Genomic DNA, 20489 nt, shown 5'->3' on the forward strand with positions numbered 1-20489 from the left:
CCGCGGAGGCCCCGCCGGGCCTCCGTTTTGAAGACCTCAAAACGCTCCTCCGTCTCCTATGGCGACCGCATTCAATCTGCCCGAAGTCTCCGAAGGGGTGGAGGCTGCGGATATCTCCGAGATCCTCGTCGCCGTCGGCGATAAGGTGGAGCAGGGTCAGATGGTGATGGAGGTGGAGACCGAAAAGGCCGTCGCCCCCGTCGAGATTCCCTTCTCCGGCACGATCACGGAGATCCTCGTCGGCGAGGGCGACACCGTGAAAATCGGCGCGCCGTTATTGAACGTCGAGCAGGGCGAATCCGCCGAGGCTCCGGCCGCGGAGAAAACCTCTGAGCCCGCTGAGGCGAAGCAGTCCTCCCCCGCTCCGGCCGCGTCGGCCCCCGCGAAGCAACCGGCGACCGTCTCGACGGCTCCCGCCGGCGATCGTCCGCCGGCCCCGGCGGCGCCCAGCGTGCGGCGGCTCGCCCGCGAAATGGGCGTCGACCTGTACGCCGTCTCCGGCAGCGCCCGCGGCGGGCGGATTCTCGCTGAGGACGTGAAGGCGTTCGCCGAGGGCGGCGGAGCTTCGTCCGGCGGCGGAGCGAATCGGTTGATTCCCTCGGACCGCGGCGGGGTGGACTCCGCTCTGATCCCCGCCGGCGCCGGCGCGATGGCCGCTCCGGACCTCCCGGACTTCAGCCAGTACGGCGTGGTCCGACGGGAGCGGATGAACAAGATCGCCAAGACTTCCGCGGCGCATCTCTCCTACGCCTGGCAGACGATCCCGCACGTCACCCAGCATGACGAAGCGGACATCACCGCCCTCGAAGCCGCCCGCAAGGCGTACGGCGCCGGAGCCGGCAAGAACGGCCCGAAGGTCACGATGACGGCGATCCTCGCCAAGGCCGTCGCCGGGGTCTTGAAGGAGCACCCGATCTTTAATAGCTCGCTGGACCTGGGCAGCGGGGAGATCGTTTATAAAGAGTACGTCAATATCGGCATCGCCGTGGACACCGAAGCCGGCCTCGTCGTGCCGGTCATTCGGGACGTGGATCAGAAATCCATCCTGGAGATCGCCGCGGACCTCACCGAGATCGCCGGCCGCGCCCGCGATCGCAAGCTGGGGCTGGAGGAGATGCGCGGCGGCACGTTCACCATCAGCAACCTCGGCGGCATCGGCGGCGGGCACTTCACCCCGATCGTGAACTTCCCCGAAGTGGCCATCCTCGGCGTCAGCCGCGGGAAGAAGGTCGTCGAGTTGGACGACGCCGGCAAACCGGTTCAAAAACTGATGGTGCCCCTCTCCCTGAGCTACGACCACCGCGTCGTCAACGGCGCCGACGGGGCGCGGTTCATTAAGAGCTTGAACGTCGCTCTCAGCGACTTCATGGCGCTGCTGGTCAGCGCGTAGGCTGCGCGCCGCTGGGCGACGTCAAGGCGTTCGGCGCAAGGGTGCGGCGGAGCGAAGGTGCGGCTAGTTTCCGCAGGTCCGCCCCCTTTCGCCGCAAGCCCTGCTCCCGACCCATGCCGATTCCGTCGTCCTGCCCGATGTGCGGCAGCCCCAGCAGTCAATTCAAGCGGTCGCAGAAGACCGGCCGGGCGAAGTGCAGCACCTGCGGCGAGATCATGGAGCCGGACGACGACTTCGCCGGCGGCTCCGCCATGGAGGCACCGCGTTCGTCCCGACGGTCCGGCGGCGGTCGGGCCACTGACCGAGCGAAAAACCCCGGCATCGCGCTGCTCGTCGTGGGCGGACTTTCGGCCCTCATTTCTCTCGGCTATTCTGGCCTAACGATCGTCGGAGCGATGCAGGGGCCGCCGCCGGAGCGTCCCGGCATGCCCGCCGCCGAAGCCGCCGGCCAGAAATTCGGCTTCTATGCGGCCGCATTCGGAATCCCGATCGGCACGTTCGTCCTGACGGGGACGATTTTGATGGGCGGTTATCAAATGCTGAACGCCCAAAGCTGGACGTGGTCGCTCATGGGGGCGCTCGCGGCCATGGTGCCCTGCTGTAACTTCACGTTTCTGATCGGGTTCCCGATCGGCATCTGGGCATTGGTGGTGCTGTTCGATCCGCAGGTCAAAACCGCGTTCCGCTGACGCGGAGTCGGTTCGGACGCTCTCGCCTTTCCCGCAGGCCGCCCCCGCGATGTCGATCCCCGAGACCTGCCCGATGTGCGGCAGTTCGCACAGCCACTTTCGGGTCTCCCGATCGACCGGCCGCACCCAGTGCAGCGTGTGCGGGGAAGCGATCGCGACCAGCGAAGCCCCCCGCGGGCGGGGCGCCCGATCGACCGAAGACGCCCGACGGCTCGGGCCGGGTTCCGATGCGGAACGCGCTAAGGGTCCGGCGATCGGTTTGTTGGTCGTAGGGGCCATGTCGGCGGCCGCGACGCTGTTCGTCATCCTGGCCTGCGTCATGGCTGCGGTGGAGAATCCGACGCCGCAGAATCTCGACCCCGCGGGGAACGTCGCCGCCCAGATGGTCGGGTATTACGCCGCCATGCTCAGCGGGCCGGTCTCCTCCCTGACGATGACCCTGATCATCCTGTTCGGCGGCTACCAGATGCTGACGGCCCGCTCCTGGGCGTGGGCGCTGGTCGGCACGATCGCCGCGATGGTTCCCTGCTGTAATTTCACGTTTCTGTTCGGCATCCCGATCGGCATCTGGGCGCTGGTCGTCCTGCTGGATCCGCAGGTGAAGGCCGCATTCCGCTGAGCGACGGGTTCAGCCCATGCGCGGCGATCGGTCCGGTTGGGGAGCCGGCGACGCCGACGTAGACTGCCCGTTCATCCCGCCTCGCTCCGTTCGACCGACCCCGCCCCGATGGCCCGCGAATTTGTCCTCCCCGAAGTCTCCGAGGGCGTGACCGAGGCCGACGTCTCCGAAATCCTCGTCGCCGAGGGAGACTCGGTGGAGGCGAATCAGGTCGTCGTCGAGGTCGAAACGGAGAAGGCCGTCGCCCCGGTCGAAATCCCCTTCGCCGGGACGATCACGAAGCTACACGTCGCCGCGGGGGACACCGTCGCGATCGGCGCCGTGCTGCTGACCGTCGAGCCGTCCGAGGGCGGCGGCGACGCGAAAGCCGCCGCGGACGCGGCCCCGCAGAAGAACGAAGTCCCCACCGCGGCGAACACCCCCGCCGAGACGGCCGCGCCCGCCGACGCCGACGGCGCCCGCACCGGCGACTACGACACGTCGGCCGACCCGTTCGACGGCGTTCGCCCCGAGGGTTCCCCCACCCCCATGAGCGACCTGCCCGAGGGCGCCTACGACGTGGTCGTCCTCGGCGGCGGCCCCGGCGGCTACCCGGCCGCCTTCGACGCGGCCGATCGCGGGATGAAGGTCGCCCTGATCGACGAGAACCCCAAGCCCGGCGGCGTCTGCCTGCGGGTCGGCTGCATTCCCTCCAAAACCCTGCTGCACGTCGCCAAGCTGCTGCACGAGGTGGAAGAGGCCGAGCAGTGGGGCGTGCACTTCGAAAAGCCCACGATCGACCTCGCCCAGCTGCGGGAGTTCAAAAGCGGCGTCGTCAATCAGCTCACCGGCGGCGTCTCCCAACTCGGCAAGGGCCGCGGCGTGGAGATCATCGAGGGCCGCGGCACGCTGACCGGCTCGAACAGCCTCACGATTAAAGGCCCGAAGGGGGACGAGCGGGAGCTGCACTTCGGCCGCTGCATCGTCGCCGTCGGCAGCCAGCCGGCGGTGCCGAAGATCTTCGACATCGGCGACGACCGCGTAATGGACAGCACCGGCGCCCTCGAATTAAAGGATGTCCCGGAGAAGTTCCTGGTCGTCGGCGGCGGATATATCGGCTTGGAGATGGGCAGCGTTTATGCGGCCCTCGGCTCGAAAGTGACCGTGGTCGAGATGACCGACGGCCTGTTGCCCGGCGCCGACCGCGACCTCGTCAAACCGCTGCAGAAACGGATCGAGGCGAGTTTCGACCGCGTGTTGATGAACACGAAGGTGGAGTCCCTCAAAGCGACCGACGCCGGCATCGACGCCACCCTGTCCAGCGCCGACGGCGAGACCACGGAGACGTTCGACCGCGTCTTAATTGCGATCGGCCGTCGTCCCAACGGCAAGACCTGCGGCGTCGAAACGACGAAGGCGGAGGTCGACGACCGCGGCTTCGTCACCGTCAACCGCCGCATGGAAACCGCCGACCCGAATATCCTCGCCATCGGCGACGTCGCCGGGGAGCCGATGCTCGCTCATAAAGCGACCCGCGAGGCGAAGATCGCCGTCGAGACGATCGCCGGCGAGGACGCCGTGTTCGATAACCGCGGGATCCCGGCCGTCGTCTTTACCGACCCCGAACTGGCGTGGGTCGGCCTGACGGAGACCGAAGCGAAGCGGGACGGCATCAAGGTGACGGTCTCGAAGTTCCCCTGGGCCGCCAGCGGCCGCGCCCAGACGATCGACCGCACCGAAGGCCTGACGAAGCTGATCTGCGATCCCGACACCGGCCGCGTGCTGGGCGTGGGCATCGTCGGCGCCAACGCCGGCGAACTGATCGCCGAGGGCACGCTCGCGGTCGAGATGGGCGCCGTCGCCGCCGACCTCGCCGAGACGATTCACGCTCACCCGACGCTCTCCGAAACGCTCATGGAAAGCGGCGAGGCGGTCTTCGGCCAAGCGACCCACTTCTTCAAGAAGAAGCGGTGAGCGCCGCCCGTTCAAGCCGGTAAACTGTCTGAGTGTCCGAACCCGCCGCGACCGTCGACGACTGGACCCGCGTGGACGCCGGGACGTTTCACGACTTCCACCAGACGTGGATTCCACAGTTGAAACTTGCCCTCAACGGGGGGCTGCTGCCGCCCGGCTACTACGGGCACGTGGAACGGTCGTTCGGGGCGGTCTCCGCGGCGGAGAACGAAGCGGACCTGCTCGCGCTTGAAGATGGAACGACGGTCTACGGCGGCGATCAGGGCGGGGGAACGGCCGTGCTGGAAGCTCCGCCGCAGGTCTCCGAAGTGACGGATCTCGCGGAGGTCTCCGAGTCGGAATACTACGCCGCTCGCGCCAGTCGGCTGGCGATTCGCCGTGAAATCGATCACCGCGTTGTGGCGTTATTGGAACTCGCCTCGCCGGGCAACAAAGATCGTCCGGCGTCCGTCGATCGGTTCGTCTCCAAACTGACGGAGGCAATGGAGGACGGCGTGCATGTCGTGCTGATCGATTTGCTCCCGCCGGGACGTCCTGACCCCGCCGGGCTGCACGGTGCGATGTTGGAAGCGCTGGGCCGCGGCTACGAGCCGCCTGCCGACAAGCCGTTGTGCGCCGTCGGCTATCAGGTCGGGCCGCGGTGGCGGGCCTACGCGGAGCCGTTGGCGGTCGGCGACCCGCTGCCGACCGTGCCGCTGTTCCTTACACCGGAGCGCTACGTCCCGCTCCCGCTCGGTTCGTCCTACAAGATCGCCCGGGGCGGCATCGGGCGTTTTTGGGAAGAGGTCTTGGACGGAACCCGCGATGCCCCCGGACGCTCCTAGCTAATGTCGTTATTTGCCGCCGCCGAAGCCGACCACGCGGAGGCGGCTCAACCGCTCGCCGCTCGGATGCGGCCGCGCACGCTCGAAGAGTTCGCCGGGCAATCGCACCTGTTGGGCGAAGGGAAGTTATTGCGGCGGATGCTCGCGGCGGATCGGGTGGGCAGCGTGATCCTGTTCGGCCCGCCGGGGACCGGTAAGACGACGCTTGCCCGCTTGATCGCAGGGCATTCAGACGCCCACTTTGAAAGCCTCAACGCCGCCGCGATCGGGGTGAAGGAGGTGCGGAGCGTGTTGACCGCGGCGACGGACCGGCTCGCCGCGGCGGGGCGGCGGACGGTTTTATTCCTCGATGAAATTCACCGGTTCAGCCGCTCCCAGCAGGATGTGCTGCTGCCGGACGTCGAGGCCGGCCGCGTGACGCTGGTCGGGGCGACGACGGCGAATCCGTACTTCGCGCTCGTCGGGCCGCTGTTAAGTCGGTCGACGATCTTTGAATTAAAACCGCTGTCGACGGAGGAAGTCGTCGCGGTGCTGGAGAGAGCGCTGGCCGACCGCGACCGCGGGCTGGGCGAGCTGCGGGTGCAGGCCGAACCGGCCGCAGTGCGGTTCCTGGCGGAGATCTGCGAGGGCGACGCCCGCCGGGCGTTGACCGGGCTGGAGGTGGCGGTGCGGAGCGTCGAACCGGGATCGACCGTCACGCTGGCCGACGCGGAGGAGAGCGTGCAGCGGAAGAGCCTGCACCACGACGCCGCGGGGGACGAACACTACGACGTGATTTCCGCGTTCATTAAAAGCATGCGGGGCTCCGACCCGGACGCGACCATGTATTGGCTCGCCCGCATGCTGCACGCGGGCGAAGACCCGCGGTTCCTCGCCCGCCGCATCGTGATCTGCGCTTCGGAAGATGTGGGCAACGCCGACCCTCAGGCGTTGGTGCTCGCCCAGAGCGCGGCGTCCGCGTTGGAGTTCGTCGGCATGCCGGAGGGTCGTATCCCGCTGGCCCAAGCCGCCGTGTACGTCGCCACGGCGCCGAAGTCGAACGCCTCTTATACGGCCATCAACGAGGCGTTAGAGGACGTCAAAACCAATCGCGTGTTGCCGGTGCCGTCGCATCTCAAAGATCCCCGCAGCGGCGGCAGTCGCCAGGAGAGCGGGCCACGCGGCTATCTCTATCCGCACGACTATCCCGACGGACGGATCGAGCAGGACTATCTGCCGGAGCCGCGATCCTTTTACGAACCGACCGGCCGCGGCGCCGACCGGCGCGATCGAGACTGACCCGTTGCCTGCCGCAGACGCAGGGTCTGCCGGTATGCTGGGGGCCGCTCACCGCACACCGCAGGTTTCGAGATGACGGCTTCTTCCGCCTCCCCCGCCCCGAGTCGCGTGCTGCTGGCGACGGATCATTCGGCGGAATCGCAGCGGGCCGCGGAGCTGTTGGCCCGGCTGCCCTTTCCCGCGCCGCCGACGGTCACGCTGCTGCATGCCCTGGCGGTGCCGAGTCTCCACTCGGGTCTCGGCGCGACCGCGGTGTCCGACGGCGTGCTCGCTCGATTGGATGCCGAGGCGGAGGAGGCGCTGACCGCGGAGGCCGCCCGCTTGGCGAAGCGGGGGTTGCGGACGACGCCCGTCTTCCGCCGCGGCCGACCGGCGCCGACGATCCTCGCGGAGGCCGAGTCGATGGAGGCGGACCTCGTCGTCGCCGGCGCGGTGGGGCAGTCCGCATTGGAACGCCTGCTGCTGGGGTCCGTGTCGGATCGCGTGGCGTCGCAGGCGCCCTGCTCCTCGCTGGTCGTGCGGCCGACCGGTTGGCCGGAGGAGGACCGCCCGCCCCGTTTAGCGGTGGCGGTGGACGAGACGCCGGCCTCCCGCCGGGCGGTCGAGACGCTCGCGGCGATCGACTGGCCGGAGGGGACGACGGTCGCGGTTCTCTCCGTGCTGCAGACGCTCGACAACTTCGTTCCGGACTTCACCGACACGATCCCCGACCTGTGGGACGACCTGCGGGCGACCGCGGAACGCCGGCTCGAGGAGGCCGCCGCTCCCTTTGAAGCCAAGGGGCTGACCGTCACGCGTGACTTGCAGACCGCCGCTCATGTCGGCGAGTCGATCTGCCGACAGGCCCGCGCGCATGAGGCCGACCTGATCGCGGTGGGCGACCACGGCGACAGCCGCGCGATGCGATTTCTGCTCGGCAGCGTGTCGCAGTACGTCCTGCGACACAGCGGCAGTTCGGTCTGGATCTGTCGCGGACCGGCCGACTGACGCCCCGCCCGTCCGACCGCTAATCTGCTCGGTTCGATGAAGCCTCGCTCCCCCTCCGCGATCCCTCGCTCCGCCTCCGCCGCCCACGTGACGTGGGGTCTGCTGATCGCAGTCCTCGCTCCGGCCACGCTTGGTGCGTCGGCGTCCGCCCGGGAGATCCCGCTCGACCCGCCCGGTCCGCGGGAGTTCATCCTCGATACCGCCGACCTCCTGGACGAGGCGACCGAGGCGGAGATCCGCCAGCGGTGCGACGCGCTGCTCACCGCGACCGCGACGCCGATCGTGGTCGTGACGGTGCCCACGGTGCAGGCGGCGGGCGGAACCGGCAGCGGCAGCGGGGCCGTCGACCTTTTCGCCCGGCAGTTATTCGATCAGTGGGGCGTGGGGCAGGCTCGGGTGAACGGGCAGGACTGGAACACCGGCATTTTGCTGGTCGTCTCCCCCGGCGATCGGGCGGCGAGGATCGAACTGGGCGCCGGCTGGGGGCGCCGCGAGGACGCGACGGCCCAGCAAATCATGGACGAGTACCTCGTCCCGAACTTCCGTCGCGAACGTTATGCGGAGGGGATCGTCGCGGGCGTGGACGCCCTCGATGCGATGGCCCGTCAGTTGGAATTGCCGGCCCGGCCGACGCCGTGGTGGGTCTGGCCGATGTGGGCGGCGATTGCCGGGCTGGCGATCTTCACCGTGGTCTCGCTGATCCGTCGCGGCTCCAGCGGTTGGGCGTGGGCGTTCTGGGCGGTCGTGTTCGCGGGCATCGGATGGGTTCTCTATACGATGTACCAGAACAGCAGCTCCAGCAGCGGCGGCGGATCGTTCGGCGGGGGTTCCTTCGGCGGCGGGTTCTCCGGCGGCGGCGGAGCGAGCGGGTCGTGGTGACGTCTCCCCAACGAATGATCTGATGAAGCGCGCCGCAGACTTATTCGACGCCCCCGCCAAAGAGCGGGTGCGGGCCGCCGTCGCCGCGGCGGAGCAGACCACCAGTTGCGAGTTGGTCCCCGTGGTGGCGACCTCGTCCGGCCGCTACGACCGGGCGGAGGACGTCGTCGGTTTGTGGTTGGCCTGCGGAGCGGCGGTCGTGGTTTGGCTGCTGTGGCCGCACGCGGTCGCTTCGGGCGACTGGGACGCCCCGGCGGCGTGGGTCGGGCCGGCGGCGCTGGTCGCCGCGATCGCGGTTTCGTTCACCCTGGGGGCCTGGCTGGCGACGCGCATCGGTTGGTTGCGGCGACCGTTTATCCCGGCGGATCAAGCCGCGGACGAGGTGAATGCCGCCGCCCGCCGGGCGTTCTTCGATCGTCGCGTGCATCACACCGGCGGGGCGACCGGCGTGCTGTTCTACGTCAGCCTGTACGAGCATCGCGCCGCCGTCCTGGCCGACCGGGCCGTGGTCGAGGCATTGGGCGAGGGCTTCACCTGTGAGGTCTGCGCCGTATTGACCAAGGGGTTGAAGGACGGCGCCCCCGCCGACGCCCTCTGCGCCGCGATCGCCGAGGCCGCCCGCCGCCTCGCCCCGGTCCTGCCGCGGGCCGAAGACGACCGCGACGAGCTGTCGAACGCCCTCGTCCTGCTGGAAGAGCCGGGGCGATGAGCGACCGCCCTCCCGCCGTGGCGCCGCTGCCTCTCAGCCTCAGCGATCTGGCGGACGAAACGACGCAGGACGCCATTTATGCTCGCGTCTGCCGCACCGGACTGGATCAGCCGGGGTGGTGCGTGCTGAACCTCGGCTCGGGAGCGGATGGGCTGGATTCGCTCGCCTTTCGTCGGGGGATGCTGCGACTCGTCGCCGGGCTGTCGCGGCGCCATCGGGTCGATCGTGGCGTCGATCTCGCGGCCGTGTCGGCGGGGCGGTTCGATCAGCAAACGTCCACCCGCCCGCATCTCGACGGCGGGCCGTCCGAGAGCCTGCTCGTGTTGGGATATGAACCGACCAAGGTGGACTCCCGCTTCTCCACGCATGACCTCGCGGGGTTCGCGGCGGACCGCGGCCTCACGCCGTCGGAGACGCTTCAGCAGCACAATCCCATGTTCCCTGCCGCAGACGATCTGTGGGCGGACTACGAGAACCCCACCGCCGCCTTCGACCCAGCGACGTGGCGGATCGCCGTGGTGAATAACTCATCTGCCGATCCAACGATCGACTCGGACGTTTGGCGGGGCGTGTTGCACACCGCGGCGGTGCCGACCCCGGACCCGGCGGCCCGTCGGGTGGTGAACTCCGTGATGCTCGCCCCCGCCCCGTTCGTGTCGAACCCCCTGTCTGACGACGCGCTCGAGGGGTTCGCGACAACCGCTCCGGTCCTCCGCCGCGGCTACGACGCTCCGGATGCGGAAGACGATGTCTGACGCGCCGCCCTCCATGCGAGAGCGCATGCTCGCCGGCGAGCGCTATCTCGCGGACGACGCCGAACTGGTCGCGATGCGGCGGCGGGCGACGCGGCTCTGCGCCGAGCACGCCGCGACCGATCCGGAAGATGCGGACGGCCGCACGGCGATCCTGTCGGAACTGTTCGGGTCGATCGGCCCGGGGGCGGAGGTGACGGCGCCGTTTCGCTGCGACTACGGCGTTCACATCACCGCCGGCGAGCGGTTCTACGCGAACTTCAACTGCGTAATCCTCGACTGCGCCGCGGTCACGATCGGCGACCGCGTGCTGCTGGGGCCGGGGGTGCAGATCTACGCCGCGACGCACCCGCTGGATGCGAAGACGCGGGCGGAAGGGTGGGAGTCCGCGGCGCCGGTGACGATCGGCGACGACGTGTGGATCGGCGGCGGGGCGATCGTGTGCCCCGGGGTGACGATCGGCGCCGGCTCGGTGATCGGCGCCGGCAGCGTCGTCACCCGGGACGTCCCGTCCGGCATGATCGCCGTCGGCAATCCCTGCCGCGTGATTAAAGCCGCGACGTGATGCGGGGATCGTCGCGGAGTCTCAAAGCGTTCACCCACGTCGACTGAGGATCGCGGCCCCGGCTCAGTAAGGAAATTCCGTTTTCTCCGGCACCCAGCGGGCCTGCTCCGCGGCGGGATTTTCGAGTTTAAAGATCCGACCTTCGAATCGTTGGGCGTCGCGAAAGTAGCCCCGGAGATGGCGGTAGATTCGGCTGGGGCGGCGATGTCCTTTGACGCGATCCAGCAGCGGGACGCGATCCGTCAGCGGGGGCAGGCCCACCTTGGCACGCGCCTCGGCCAGCGCCTCGCGGAGTTCGTCCAGAGATCGCTCGATCAACCGCATGCTGCGCTGGCCCGGCTGCCGTCGGTTTCCTCCCAGAGGGGATTCCACCGTGTCTAACCGGGCGTGCTGCGCAAATCGCAACCATAAGTCGTAGTCCGCCGCCACTGAAAACCGCGGTCGCAGCGCCCCGCCTTTCGTTCCGGCCTCCTCGGCGTCGGTTTCCGCCGCGACCGTCTCCCACAATTCACGCCGCCAAAACGTCGACTCCTGCTGCACCCAACCCAGAAACGGTCTGCCGCCTACCATGTGGCACCCGGCCAGCAACGACTTCACGCTATATCCGGGCGAGGCCATGAGCTCCGCGCACAACCCGGTGCGAGACCAGATAATCGGTCGGGTGGTCGTCAGCCAGTCGACGTCGGGGTTCTGCGAGAAGATCGCCGCGACCGTCCGTAGCGCCCAGGGGCAATAACGGTCGTCGCTGTTCAGCCAGGCGAGCACATCGCCGCGAGCATGACCGAAGCCTTCGTTAATCGCCGCATAGTGCCCCTCGTCCGGGGCGCTGCGCCAGTAGGAAAGATCGCCGGCGTATTCCTCGATGATCTCTTTGGACCCGTCCGTACTCCCGCCGTCGATGACGATATATTGAAGGTCGAATTCCTCGCCCTTCCCCTCCTGATTCAAAACGCTGTCGAGCGTCGCCCTCAGGTACGGGGCCTGATTGAACGAGGCGGTGACGATGGAAATCGTCGGTCGGTCGGCGCTCAATTCAGGGGCGGGATCGGAGCTTTCGTGGACGGCGTTCGACATGGCATAACCAGCGTTCACGGGATTCGTCCAGTCTGCTGTCGAACGCACCGCGACGCGGCGCACTGTTCGCCCCGAGGAGACCGGGCGGGGGGCCTCATTTCAACGGAAGCGGAGGGCCTTTGCTCGCACGAATCGGCGCTCCTCTGAACATCGGATTTCGGGCGTCGGGCACGATATTCCCGCGCCGGCGTCGGTGGTCCCGCGCGGGCGTCGGGTAATCGAGACGATCAGTCATCGAGCGGCGGAACCTCCACGCCCGACGGACGCTCCATCGTCACTTCAAACTCCGCCTCGGCCTTTTCGTCAAAAGCCCAGGGCAGATCGACTCGGCCGCGGATGCACCAGTAGAGCTGAACGAGTTCTCCCGCAAAGGAGCGAACGGCGTCCTCGGGAACGGCGACCGCGAACGGAACGCGAACGGTCTCCCCCGCGGCGACCGGGCCGGTGGCGCGATCCGCCGTTGCGATCACGCCGCTCTCCGCGTCGCCGCGGCCGCGCGTGCCCCAGGCGAGTTCCAGCCGTACGTGCTTCGGCGTGACTTCCTTCTCCGCGGTGAACGTCGCCGTCCCGCGGACGGCCCCGCCCGGGTTCACCTCGGCGGTTTCGATGTCGATCGCGAACATGGGACTTCTCAGGCAGGCGTGGCGAAGGGGAGCGGGCGTCGATCGGCCTCGTGGAACAGGCGGCAGGCCGTCAGAGAACCCGAAGCGGAAAGTTCGTGCGGGCGTCCGGGTGCCGATCGATGTCGAGCGTCACCGCTAATTCCCAGTTCACGTCGCTGTTATGGGTATCCAGCGAAGGAGGAGCGTCGGCGGGGATCGTGATCTCCCAGACCGCCGTGACCGCCTGACGGGCCGGCTCGTATCGCCCGCCCTTGGAATCGAAGGTCACCGGGGGCAGGGAGATCCGGTAGCGTTCGTTCCGCTCCGTGCGGGTGTTCGTGCCGACGCGATAGCGGGCGACTTCGGTGCAGGTCAGTTCGGCCCGGAGTTCGTTCAGGGCGAGTCCCTTCTTCAAGCGTTGGGCGAACCGTACCTCGCCGGTCATGCCGGGCCGGAGCGGCCAGGGAGAGATCGCCGCTTCCCCCGGATGCACCGCCCAGCGAAGCATCAATCCGTAGCCCAGCACCGCCAGGAAGGTCGCCGCCCCCGGGACCAGAATCAGGCCCAGCGTCCAGTCCGGCCAGCCGAACTCCGGGAAGACCTGCGATGCGCCGAAGGTCAGGGCGCCGGTGACGATTACGATCGCGATCAGGCCGCAGCCCATCCCGCAGCCGGAGTTGCTGCCGGTGAGTTTGGCGCCGGCGTCCGGTCCCTCGCCCAAAAGTTCGGCATCGAACGTCCCGGAGGAAACGGACGAACCGGTCGATTCGAGGGTGAGGACGTCCGGGGACATGCGGCGAGAAGACGGTCGAGTCGGCCCGCAAGCCGGGTGAACCGACGGGCGAGCGGCGTTAGGCTGGACGGTCCGCTCGGCGTCCCCGCGGGGGGCCGGCGACCCGCATCCCTTGTTCTGACGATCCCGCCCGCCGTGCACAACTTCCGGCTGTTCGGGCTCGACGGCTCCAAGACCTACGCCGACCGCGTCGCGGACCACCTCGACGTGCCCCGCAGCGCGCACGTCGAGACCTTTTTCGAAGATCGCGAGACCTACGCCCGCAGCGGCGTGAACGTCCGCGGCTGCGACGTGTACGTCATCACCAGCCTGTGCGCCGACCCGCAGCAGAGCGTCCCGGAGAAGCTCGTCAAGCTGCTGTTTTTCGCCGGCAGCCTGAAGGACGCCAGCGCCAAGCGGGTCGCGGTGGTCTGCCCGTACCTCGGCTACGCTCGGCAGGATCGCAAGACGGAGAGCCGGGCGCCGATCTCCATCAAGTACCTCGCCCAATGCCTCGAAGGCGTGGGCGTGACGCGCATTCTGACGATGGACGTCCACAACCTCAGCGCGTTCCAAAACGCCTTCCGCATCCCGACGGACAATCTCGAAGCGAAGAACCTGCTCGCGGATTATCTGTGCGGCGTGGACGCCGGCAAGAATCCGTCCGGCGCTCCCAAGCTGGTCACCGATCACATCCCCGAGCCGCTCCGGGACGCGGCCTGCGAGGAGGGTCAACTCGCGGTGCTGGCCCCGGACAGCGGCGGCATGGGCCGCGCCCGTCGGTTCCGCAACGCCCTCGAAATGCGGCTCCAAACGAAGAACGCGATCGGCGTCGCTTATCTGGATAAGGAACGTGTCGACGGCGGCACCGTCCGCGGCAACACCGTCGTGGGGGACATCCAGGGCAAGCGGGTGATCATTCTGGACGACATGATCGCCAGCGGCGGCACGATTCGCCTGTGCGCCGAAGCGATCGAGCGGCACGGCGGCGAGGTCTTCGCGGCCTGCGCCACGCACGGCCTGTTCGTCGGCAAGGCGGCGGAGAACCTCGCCGAGGTGCCCCGCATCGTCGTCACGGACACGATCCGCCCGTTCCGGCTCGACGGCACCGACACCGCCGACCGTCTGCACGTCATCCCGACCGCCAAGATGTTCGGCTCCGCGCTACGCCGCACGCACGAAGAGGGCGGCTCCATCAGCGATCTGCTGGAGTAGCGGACTCATGGCAACTGCGAACGAAGCGGAACGATGCCGCAGGGAATTACGCGGGACGCTCCTGAGCGTCGCGGTCTATTCGCTCATTGCGTTCACCGTCTGCGTCTACGCGTTTCCGGCGCCGTACGGCATGATGGCCGGCGTCGGACTTGCCCTGTTTTACGGCGGCGCGATTCTCCTTTTCGGTCAAGGAGCCATCGTGGAGATGGGCGTCTTGGCTTATATCCTCTTGATTCACGCGCTCCTGCTCGGCCCCGTCTTTTATAAGGATTAAACAAATCCTAATGCGTCCGGCGGATCAGTGCAGCGTCCATCAGTGAGCCCGAAGCGCAAGCGAGGTGGGCGAGTCGCAATCCTCGCTTGCGCTTCGGGCTCACATCGCCTCCAGCAGACGCCAGGCTTTTCTGGCCGATGTACTTGATCGCTGCGGGTGGCCGACGCCTGCCCGCATCAATGCGGACGGGAACGTCGGTCCCTCACCCTATGGTGGATCGAGACCTATTTCGTCATAACCGTTTGCCGTGGAGCCCCTTACGGAAACGAACTGAACCCGCGGCAATCTATGAGCGGCGTGACTGACAGGAGTCGAGCAGCTCGAAGCGCCCGGACGCCGCTGGCGCCGGGGCCTCCGGGTTGAGGAGAGTTTGCTTCGGACCGTCGCCGCTTCCTCACCCGCAGATATCCTCATGGCCAAGTGGAAGTCCGCGTTTCTTAATAGCCTCGTGCCTGAGTACGACGCGGAGGAGTCGTTCACGTTCGGTGCGCCGGCGACGGAGGCCGAATTCTCGACGCTGGAAGCGGCGATCTCGGCCCCGGTCCCCGACGAACTGCGCGAGCTTCTCCGTGAGTTCAACGGCATCCGGGACGAGGACGGCCCCTACTACTTCGCCACCACGCAGATGCCGACGGCGGCGGATTATTATCGGGAGTGGGATTGGCCGACCGATCTGCTGATGGAGCGCTCCGCCGACATTCTCTACGTCTGCCAAGAGAACGGGTACGCGAATATGTGGGGCGTCGTCGTTAGGCCGTTCGGCCCCTTCCAACCCGGGCAGATCGTCGCGTTCGACCACGACCTCATCATGGATGCGGAAACGCCGGAGGAACTGTTCGCCTCTCCGTACGAGTCCCTTCTGGAACTGGTCGAGGCCCAATATAAAAGAACCGCCTGACGGCCCCGGCTGCTCGGGGACGGGCCGCCGCAGACGCGGGCGGGGAGCGACGCTTCGCACCGCTTTCCACCTCGTCTCTCCCGGGAACGTCGGAGCGATGTACAATGGATCTCTTCGCTGATCCCAGGCCGTGGCCAGACGCCCGCCGACGACGGGTCTCTCGGGGTTCCGATCACGTCGGCGACGCGGCGATCGGTCCCGTCGTACCTCCGAGGCTCTTCCCATGAAACACCTGCTTGTACGCCATCAGGTCGCGGACTTCGACGCCTGGAAGCCCGGCTATGACGAGCATCGCTCCGCTCGCCAGGCGAGCGGCCTTCGCGATCTTAAAGTAATGCAGGGCGCCAACGATCGAGGCGACGTCGTTCTGCTGTTCGAGGTCGTCGACGAATCGCGTGCGCGTGAGTTCATCGCCTCGTCTGATTTGGCGTCGAAGATGCGCGAACTCGGCGTCGTCGGCGAGCCGACCGTTCTGTTCCTGGACGGACACGCCTAATTCGTCGCCGCGGTCGCCCCGCGACGGATCGGGGAGACCCGGCCTCATTGAACTCCTCACGGATCAATCCCCCCGCAGCGAGGTCGCACGCCCCCATGCTCACCGCCACGGCCGTCGTCAAAGCGCTGATCATTCCGCTGACGTCGGCGATCGTCCTGGCAGTCTTATATCGACGGTCGGCGCCGCTCTGGCGCTCGGTGGCCGCGTTTTTGGTCGGTGGTTGGGGAGCGTTCGTCCTGCATGCTGCGATCCTGCGCAACCTGCCGTCCGTGCTGCCCGCGGATCAGCTCGATGCCGAGACGCCCGGTCAGGCGTTTTCCAGCGCGTTCGTGGAGGCGGCCATTCCCGAAGAGTTCGCCAAGGGAGTTTGGATCCTGCTGCTGCTCTCGTTGTGGCGGAACGGATTCTCGCGGCATGGGGCTTACGTCGGGGGACTGATCGGTTTGGGATTCTCGATGCGGGAGAATCTGGCGTACGCGGGGACCGTCGAGGAATGGCGCGGGTTCGCCGTGCTGTCTCACGGCGCGTGGGGCGCCATGACGGGCCACCTGCTGCAACGGGCGGTCGAGACGCCGCCCCGGCGGTTCTGGAAGGTTCTGGGGGCGTTCGTCCCGTCGATCCTGCTGCACGGACTCATGGACGCGATGATCTTTCTGGTAGACGTGCTGGAGCCGCCGACGGCCGGCGACTTTGCGGACGCTGATCTGGACGAGGACATCGACCCGACCTTGCTGCTGCCCATGCTGGGGGCCTGGGCGGCGGCGATGTGTTCGTGGATCTGGGCGATCCGGTGTCTCCGGCTCGGTCGACGACAGACCCGAAAGAACACGGCTCCGATCTCGGCAATCGAATAAATCAATGGTAGAAGCCGGCGGGAACCCGGATGCTCCAGCCCCGGAGGCGAACCCTTTCGGTCGATCCGCGCCCCGCGGACGCTCGGCGCGGCTTCCCGCCCCGCCCCCCGACGAACGATGCACGGCATGCCTGCATGAAACCGTTCCACAGTCCCGACGAATCGCCGGGCGGTCTCGATGACGACGCAATGTCGGTCGACGACGGCACGACGGCGGCCGAGGACGGCACGACGGCGGCCGAGGACGAATCCGTCGCGGACGATCCGATGGCCCCGGATTACCCCGTCGAGAAACTGACCCTCGAAGAGATCGACTTTGAGGCTCAGTATTGGTTTCGCAAATCGTTCCCGGCCGTCTGCACGGCGGTTTGGATCGTGCTCGCGTTGGCGTCGCAGATCGTCTTCGAGTTCTCCTCGAACGTCCGCATTCTAATGCTCCTCGGAGGAACGTTTCTGGTCATGGTCCTGAGCATCATGCTCTCCATGGTGTTGGAGATCGTCTTCCACACCTCGATCGATTTCTTCCTGCGGGTCTCGCTGCTTTGGACTCGCGTCTTCAAATCCGAGAGTTTTATCAGCCACGCGCGATTGCGGGCGATTCGGCGACGGCGAAAGGATTTGCTCGCCGCGGACCGCGGGGGGTCGCATCGGCACGGCAAGTGAGCATGCGACGCCGACCAACGGCGGTCCTTCGCCGCCCCGTTCAGGTCGCCCCGGCGCAACGTCGTTCGAGTATGATGACTCGGCGAGGCCGCCGGCCCAGCCCGGCGCAGGCAGGCTCCGCCTCCCAGGCCCTTCGAAACGATCGTCATGGCGAAGTTCAGCGATCTCCGAAACGTCTTCCCGTTGCTGGACAGCGTCAAAGCCAGGACGCGCGACTGCGTCAGCCTCGAAGAAGCCTCCGGCGAAGTGCTGGATCTGCTGATGGAACAATTCGGCGAGTCCATCGTGCTCACGCGGTTGTTCGCGACCGTGGCGTACGGACAACTCCCCAGCGAAAATCAGAGCTTCGTACGGCGGTTGACGACGAACAAACTGGCCGGCGCCCTGCTTACGGACGACACGCCGATCCTGTCGTTAATGGCGTCCCGCGGCGTGAAGCCCGCCTGGAACGATCGACGTCAGTCGGCGGGACACCTCGGTATCCCGCTCGTTTCGGCGGATTTCGTGGACAGCATCCCCATGATCGCCCGCCTGCTTGCCGAGGTCGGCTTCGAAATGGATTGGCTGGCAGCCGACTCCGGAGGAATCGACGTCAATACGCTCTCCAAGATGTCCGGAGTTTTTTATGTGCGGGACGCCTCCTCGGCGGTCGACGATCAGGGCCGGAAAATTATCTCCGCCCAGGGCTTCGTCCGAGACGCCGGCGTTCAAACGGTGTTCGGCCTGGCGGGCGGGTTCGCGATCGACAAGACCTTTCTGGCGATCCTGTTCTTTTGCAATGAAACGATCGAACGGCGGCAGGCCGATCAGTTTCTGCCGTTAATGAGTACCGTTAAAGCGTCGACCGTCACGGTCGTCGCCGATCGGGCGCTGTTCGCCTGAATGACGATTCCCTTCCCCGAACGGTCCGGCCGCTCAGGCGAGGATCTGCCCGCCTGTTACTGCCCGCCAAGCGCCTGATCCCGCAGGCCCACGCCTTGCAGGTTGCCGCCGCCGGCGTCGGGGATGTCGTCCAACGCTCCGGAGAGCAGCAGGCCGTCGATCAGCGCGGCGGCCTGTCGGCGGTCGGCGGCCGCGGTGATCCGCGTCAGTTCCGCCTCGAATAGACTGCGGCGGGCGGTGACCACGCGGATCGCGTCGAATTCGCCCTGTTGATAGCCGCGTTCGGAGAGTTCAAGGTTCTCTCGGGCCGCCGGCAGCACATCGTCGGATAGGATCATCGCCTGATTGTCGGCGGACTCGTAATCCGCCAGCGCCGTCGCGAGGCGATCGCGGAGGTTCAATTCGAGGCGGGCGAGATCCGCGATCGCGCGATGCACGTCGGCGATCGCGGCGGCGACGTTGCCGCGGTTGTCGTTGAACTTCGGCAGCGGCGCCCCGAGTTGGAACCCGCCAATCGGCTCGTCTCCGCCAAACCCGTAGGCGAGGCTCGCCTGAGCCGTGACGTTCGGAATCGGTTGCGCCTGCTGCCGGCAGACGGCCGCTCGGGCCTGTTCGATCCGCGCCCGGGCGGCGGCGACCTCCGGGCTTCTCGCGAGGATTCCCGCGAGCAATTCTTCAAAGTCGCCGAGCAGCTGTTCCCCGTCCAACGTGCCGGCCACGGGCTGCACCGGGCGACCGGGGGTGCCGGTCGCGGCCATCAGCGAACGCCACGCGGCGTCCCGGGCGATCTCGGCGTTCCGCTGGATGATCCGCACCTCGCCCACCTGCACCTGCGCCTGCAGCACGTCCGGTCGGGCGACTTCGCCGAGTTCCACCAGCTCCTCGGCCAACTCGACGCCCGTTTCGGCGAGCGTGACGAGTTCCCCCGCGATTTCCGCCCGCCGCTGGGCCGCCAGCACGCGAACGAACCGTTGCCGGACGTCCGTCAGCGTCCGCAGGCGTTGGGTCTCGGCGGTGAGCTCCAGATTTCGCACCGCCCAACTCTCGACGGCCCGACTGAGTTCCAGCTTGTTCCCGCGGACGAACGTGCGGGAGGCGAACACGCCGTAGCGGCCCGCGGAGCCGTCCTCGCCGATGTCGTCCGCTGTAATACCGAGCGTGGGGTTCGCGGCGAGCCCGACCTGCACATATTGCCCGCGAGCCTTCTGCACCGCCGCCGCGGCGCCGGCGAGGGTCGGGTTGTTCGCCTCCGCGGTGGCCTCCGCCTCGGCCAGGGTGAACTGCCCCCTCGGCGCGGCGTCGACGGTCGTTGCGCTCCGTGTGTCCTCGTCGATCGCCAGCCCGGTCGGCATGGGGACGGAATGCGGTCGGCCCTCGTCCGATGCGTCGGGTTCGTTTCCCGCCGCGGCGCCCTCTTCCTGATAGGCCGCCGGCCGAACGGCGTCCGACGCCGGGGCGATCGCGGCGACGAACTCGATCGGTTCGGCGGGTGTAGGTTCAGCGGACGCTGGCCCGGCCGCGACTTCGGCCCCGGCGGTCACGGCCGTCGGCGGCAACGCGGCGCCGGGGGAATAGGTGACGAACGCCGGGGTCGTTCCGCACCCGGCCAGGGCCGCGCAACCGCAGGCCGCAGCCCATGCGCGCAGCGAGCCGGGGCGGGTGAGCGAGGTGGGGAAAGGCGTCATATCCTCCCGTTCGGCGCCCCCGGCAGGACCGGCGGCTTCCGATCAGCCCGCGAACGCCGCACGACCGCAATCCGGGCCGACTGGGCAATCTGCGAAAAGATTCCGCTCCGTCATTCCGGCAGGCTGGCGACCTTCTCGCCGAACGAGTCGCCGAACCAAAGGACGCCCCCGACGACCGCCGCGTTCGTCAGTACGCACAGCCAGAACGTGATCCGGTAGCTCAGCTTCACCGTTTTATGTCGGAACCAGTGGCGGGCGATCAGCGCCCCCGGCCAACCGCCGAGCAGTTCGACGATGTGCAACACGGTTTCCGGCACGCGGCGGCCGTTGCGGGTCGCCCGCCACTTGTCCCACCCGTGCAGGACGAAGCCGACGACGCTCAGTCCGAGCAGCGCCCACCCCGCCCACGCCGGCAACCGCTCCCAAAACA

The 20489-nt window shown here is 67.7% G+C and carries 23 protein-coding genes; 18 read left to right on the forward strand and 5 right to left on the reverse strand.

Annotated features, from left to right (window positions below; genetic code table 11):
* Nucleotides 1-58 precede the first annotated feature (58 nt).
* The 11 genes from LzC2_RS07760 to LzC2_RS07810 all read left to right on the forward strand — a co-directional run bounded on the left by LzC2_RS07760 (nt 59) and on the right by LzC2_RS07810 (nt 10645).
* Nucleotides 59-1390, forward strand: coding sequence for a 2-oxo acid dehydrogenase subunit E2 (locus LzC2_RS07760; protein WP_171185533.1), 1332 nt, complete (start codon nt 59-61; stop codon nt 1388-1390).
* 113 nt (nt 1391-1503) lie between these two features.
* The gene (locus tag LzC2_RS07765; RefSeq protein WP_171185535.1) at nt 1504-2079 is read left to right on the forward strand and encodes a hypothetical protein; all 576 of its coding nucleotides are present in this window, start codon (nt 1504-1506) and stop codon (nt 2077-2079) included.
* A 49-nt stretch (nt 2080-2128) separates the two neighbouring features.
* Nucleotides 2129-2698 (forward strand): hypothetical protein, encoded by a 570-nt coding sequence (locus LzC2_RS07770; protein WP_171185537.1) that lies wholly within the window; start codon nt 2129-2131, stop codon nt 2696-2698.
* Between the two features lie 108 nt (nt 2699-2806).
* Nucleotides 2807-4651, forward strand: coding sequence for a dihydrolipoyl dehydrogenase (gene lpdA / locus LzC2_RS07775; protein WP_171185539.1), 1845 nt, complete (start codon nt 2807-2809; stop codon nt 4649-4651).
* 32 nt (nt 4652-4683) lie between these two features.
* Nucleotides 4684-5475, forward strand: coding sequence for a DUF4058 family protein (locus LzC2_RS07780; RefSeq protein ID WP_171185541.1), 792 nt, complete (start codon nt 4684-4686; stop codon nt 5473-5475).
* 3 nt (nt 5476-5478) lie between these two features.
* Nucleotides 5479-6753: a replication-associated recombination protein A gene (locus LzC2_RS07785; RefSeq protein ID WP_171185543.1), complete on the forward strand. Its 1275-nt coding sequence runs from the start codon at nt 5479-5481 to the stop codon at nt 6751-6753.
* Nucleotides 6754-6825: 72 nt separating this feature from the next.
* Nucleotides 6826-7740: a universal stress protein gene (locus LzC2_RS07790; RefSeq protein ID WP_171185545.1), complete on the forward strand. Its 915-nt coding sequence runs from the start codon at nt 6826-6828 to the stop codon at nt 7738-7740.
* Between the two features lie 36 nt (nt 7741-7776).
* Nucleotides 7777-8619: a TPM domain-containing protein gene (locus LzC2_RS07795; RefSeq protein WP_171185547.1), complete on the forward strand. Its 843-nt coding sequence runs from the start codon at nt 7777-7779 to the stop codon at nt 8617-8619.
* 22 nt (nt 8620-8641) lie between these two features.
* Nucleotides 8642-9328 (forward strand): hypothetical protein, encoded by a 687-nt coding sequence (locus LzC2_RS07800; protein WP_171185550.1) that lies wholly within the window; start codon nt 8642-8644, stop codon nt 9326-9328.
* Nucleotides 9325-10083, forward strand: coding sequence for a hypothetical protein (locus LzC2_RS07805; protein WP_171185552.1), 759 nt, complete (start codon nt 9325-9327; stop codon nt 10081-10083). The genes LzC2_RS07800 and LzC2_RS07805 overlap by 4 nt, the downstream gene beginning before the upstream one ends.
* Entirely contained in the window at nt 10076-10645 is a 570-nt protein-coding gene (locus LzC2_RS07810; RefSeq protein WP_206678608.1) for a sugar O-acetyltransferase, read from the forward strand. The genes LzC2_RS07805 and LzC2_RS07810 overlap by 8 nt, the downstream gene beginning before the upstream one ends.
* Nucleotides 10646-10708: 63 nt before the next feature.
* Here LzC2_RS07810 and LzC2_RS07815 read toward each other — a convergent pair whose 3' ends face one another.
* The 3 genes from LzC2_RS07815 to LzC2_RS07825 form a co-directional block, all read right to left on the reverse strand.
* Nucleotides 10709-11719 (reverse strand): glycosyltransferase family 2 protein, encoded by a 1011-nt coding sequence (locus LzC2_RS07815; RefSeq protein ID WP_171185553.1) that lies wholly within the window; start codon nt 11717-11719, stop codon nt 10709-10711.
* A gap of 227 nt (nt 11720-11946) precedes the next feature.
* Nucleotides 11947-12342, reverse strand: coding sequence for a hypothetical protein (locus tag LzC2_RS07820; protein WP_171185555.1), 396 nt, complete (start codon nt 12340-12342; stop codon nt 11947-11949).
* A gap of 70 nt (nt 12343-12412) precedes the next feature.
* Nucleotides 12413-13114, reverse strand: a complete 702-nt coding sequence (locus LzC2_RS07825) for a hypothetical protein (RefSeq protein ID WP_171185557.1) — start codon at nt 13112-13114, stop codon at nt 12413-12415.
* Nucleotides 13115-13249: 135 nt separating this feature from the next.
* Between LzC2_RS07825 and LzC2_RS07830 the strand changes: the two genes are divergently transcribed.
* The 7 genes from LzC2_RS07830 (at nt 13250) to LzC2_RS07860 (ending at nt 18374) form a co-directional block, all read left to right on the forward strand.
* The gene (locus LzC2_RS07830; RefSeq protein WP_171185559.1) at nt 13250-14308 is read left to right on the forward strand and encodes a ribose-phosphate diphosphokinase; all 1059 of its coding nucleotides are present in this window, start codon (nt 13250-13252) and stop codon (nt 14306-14308) included.
* Between the two features lie 7 nt (nt 14309-14315).
* The gene (locus LzC2_RS07835; RefSeq protein WP_171185561.1) at nt 14316-14582 is read left to right on the forward strand and encodes a hypothetical protein; all 267 of its coding nucleotides are present in this window, start codon (nt 14316-14318) and stop codon (nt 14580-14582) included.
* Between the two features lie 412 nt (nt 14583-14994).
* Entirely contained in the window at nt 14995-15480 is a 486-nt protein-coding gene (locus LzC2_RS07840) for an SMI1/KNR4 family protein (RefSeq protein WP_171185563.1), read from the forward strand.
* A gap of 223 nt (nt 15481-15703) precedes the next feature.
* A complete protein-coding gene (locus LzC2_RS07845) occupies nt 15704-15976 on the forward strand; it encodes a hypothetical protein (protein ID WP_171185565.1) in 273 nt (90 codons plus the stop codon).
* Between the two features lie 95 nt (nt 15977-16071).
* On the forward strand, nt 16072-16830 hold the full coding sequence (locus LzC2_RS07850; protein WP_171185567.1) for a PrsW family glutamic-type intramembrane protease: 759 nt from the start codon (nt 16072-16074) through the stop codon (nt 16828-16830).
* 134 nt (nt 16831-16964) lie between these two features.
* Nucleotides 16965-17492 carry a hypothetical protein gene (locus LzC2_RS07855; RefSeq protein ID WP_171185568.1) on the forward strand — a complete coding sequence of 176 codons (528 nt, stop codon included), beginning with the start codon at nt 16965-16967 and terminating at the stop codon, nt 17490-17492.
* 147 nt (nt 17493-17639) lie between these two features.
* Nucleotides 17640-18374 carry a hypothetical protein gene (locus LzC2_RS07860; protein WP_171185570.1) on the forward strand — a complete coding sequence of 245 codons (735 nt, stop codon included), beginning with the start codon at nt 17640-17642 and terminating at the stop codon, nt 18372-18374.
* 56 nt (nt 18375-18430) lie between these two features.
* Here LzC2_RS07860 and LzC2_RS07865 read toward each other — a convergent pair whose 3' ends face one another.
* Nucleotides 18431-20059, reverse strand: coding sequence for a TolC family protein (locus LzC2_RS07865; protein ID WP_171185572.1), 1629 nt, complete (start codon nt 20057-20059; stop codon nt 18431-18433).
* 110 nt (nt 20060-20169) lie between these two features.
* The coding region (locus LzC2_RS07870; RefSeq protein ID WP_171185574.1) for a DUF1294 domain-containing protein at nt 20170-20489 on the reverse strand (320 nt) is incomplete at its 5' end.

It is taken from the genome of Alienimonas chondri (genome assembly GCF_013036045.1).
Lineage (GTDB): Bacteria > Planctomycetota > Planctomycetia > Planctomycetales > Planctomycetaceae > Alienimonas > Alienimonas chondri.